At 40.8% G+C, this 2,022-nt stretch carries 1 protein-coding gene; it reads right to left on the bottom strand.

Translation table 11 applies throughout. The features are described from left to right. On the bottom strand, positions 1 to 2,022 hold a 2,022-nt coding region (locus tag ABWP14_RS11365), incomplete at both ends, for a DUF8696 domain-containing protein (RefSeq protein WP_353203085.1).

Here is a 2,022-nt window from a genome sequence, read left to right as displayed (position 1 = left end):
GGGTTAGGACTAGCAATAACTCTAAATGGATTTTCATCCAATTTTATTTTTGCCCCACACGAAACAATACCAACAACAAAATTTTCTGTGGTTGCAGTACTTACAGAACAAGTGCTAGAAGTTACCTTTGCTCGGAAAGCAGTGGCTACATTTAAATTCCCTGTTGCCAAGCTTGTGGTTGTTCCTGCTACTGCATTCCATGTAGGAGTTGCAGCGGTCCAGTTAGTCGATCTCTGCCATGCAATTGTTCCAACAGCATTCGCTAAGGTCAGTGTAGTTCCAGCACCTAAACACACGGTTGATGCACCGCTTATTGTTCCAGCAATTGCAGGTGATATAGTATATTGAACTACATTTGAGTAAGCAGCATCGCAAACACCATTTGAACTTTTAAACCTAAAATAGGTAGTTCCTGAGATTAGTTTAAATGAATAACTCGTAGAAGCATTACTGGTTGAATTAGAGGTAAAAGTAGGCGCCGCTGTTCCAACTAATGCAGGCGCTGCAACATAATTAGCGCCATCCGTAGAATATTCCCATAAAACTGTCGTACCAATGTGCCCAGTTACTTTTACCAATCCTGTTGCTCCTGAGCATAAAGCCCCCGTACCGGTAATAGTACCTCCAACAGAAACTTGATTCACAGTTGTAGTTTTAACTGCTGTAGTTGCCGTAGAACATGGGCCGCTTTTTACAACTGCTCTCACATATAAAACAGTTCCGCTTACATTATTGGCTGTATAGCTAGCTCCTGTTCCTACAACTGTTCCTGAAGTAGCTGAAGCACTTGCAAGTGATTGCCATTCAATTGATCCTACATAACCAGATAAAATATATGTAATTGAACCGCCTAAACAAACAGATGCCGTATTGGTAGAAATGGTTCCAGCAACAGATGTTGGGGCAATATTTACAATGAAATTTCCTGTAGTTGCAATACTTGTCGAACAAGTACTAGAAGTTACCTTTGCTCGGAAAGCAGTAGAAACACTTAAATTGCCAGTTGCCACGCTTGTGGTTGTTCCTGCTACTGTGTTCCATGTTGGAGTTGCAGCGTTCCAGTTAGTCGATCTCTGCCATGAAATTGTGCCAACAGCATTTGCTAGGGTCAAAGTCGTTCCACCACCTAAACATACGGTTGATGCTCCGCTTATTGTTCCAGCAATTGCAGGTGATATAGTATATTGAACTACATTGGAGTAGGCAGCATCACACGCTCCATTTGAACTTTTAAATCTAAAATAGGTAGTTCCTGAGATAATTTTAAATGAATAACTCGTAGAAGCATTACTGGTTGAATTAGAGGTAAAAGTAGGTGCTGCTGTTCCAACTATTGCAGGCGCTGCAGTATAATTAACGCCATCTGTAGAATACTCCCATAACAATGTCGTTCCAGTGTGCCCAGTTACTTTTACCAATCCAGTTGATCCTGAACATAAAGTTCCAGTACCAGTAATAGTTCCTCCAACAGAAATTGGATTCACAATTGTAGTTTTTACTGCTGTAGTTGCCGTAGAGCATGAGCCATTTTTTACAACTGCTCTAACATATAAAACAGTTCCGCTAACGTTATTGGCTGTATAACTAACTCCTGTTCCTACAACTGTTCCTGAAGTAGCTGTAGCACTTGCAAGAGATTGCCATTCAATTGATCCCACATAACCAGATAAAGTATAGGTAATTGAACCACCTAAACAAACAGATGCTGTGCTGGTAGTAATTGTTCCAGCCACAGAAGGCAATGATTCTTCTAAAGTAGCCGTTGCAGAGGTAGCATCACCACATTGTCCACTACTAACTACAACTTTGTATTTTGTTCCTTTTGCTGGAACAGAGGTTGTCGTTCTTGTAATGGTTAATGTCGAACCAGTTACTCCTGAATAATTAGCATTGTTTACTAGTGTAGTCCAAGTCGAAGCAGTAGCTGCTTGAGAAAACCATTGGTAGGTTGCATTAGCTGAAGTAGCAGCAACTACAGAAACTGTTGCGGTTGCATTTATAGCTTTACAAATAGTCGGATTT

This window comes from Polynucleobacter sp. (assembly GCF_040400325.1).
GTDB lineage: Bacteria > Pseudomonadota > Gammaproteobacteria > Burkholderiales > Burkholderiaceae > Polynucleobacter.
Note: the sequence above shows the minus strand (reverse complement) of the source record. Positions and strands in the feature narration are given on the sequence as shown.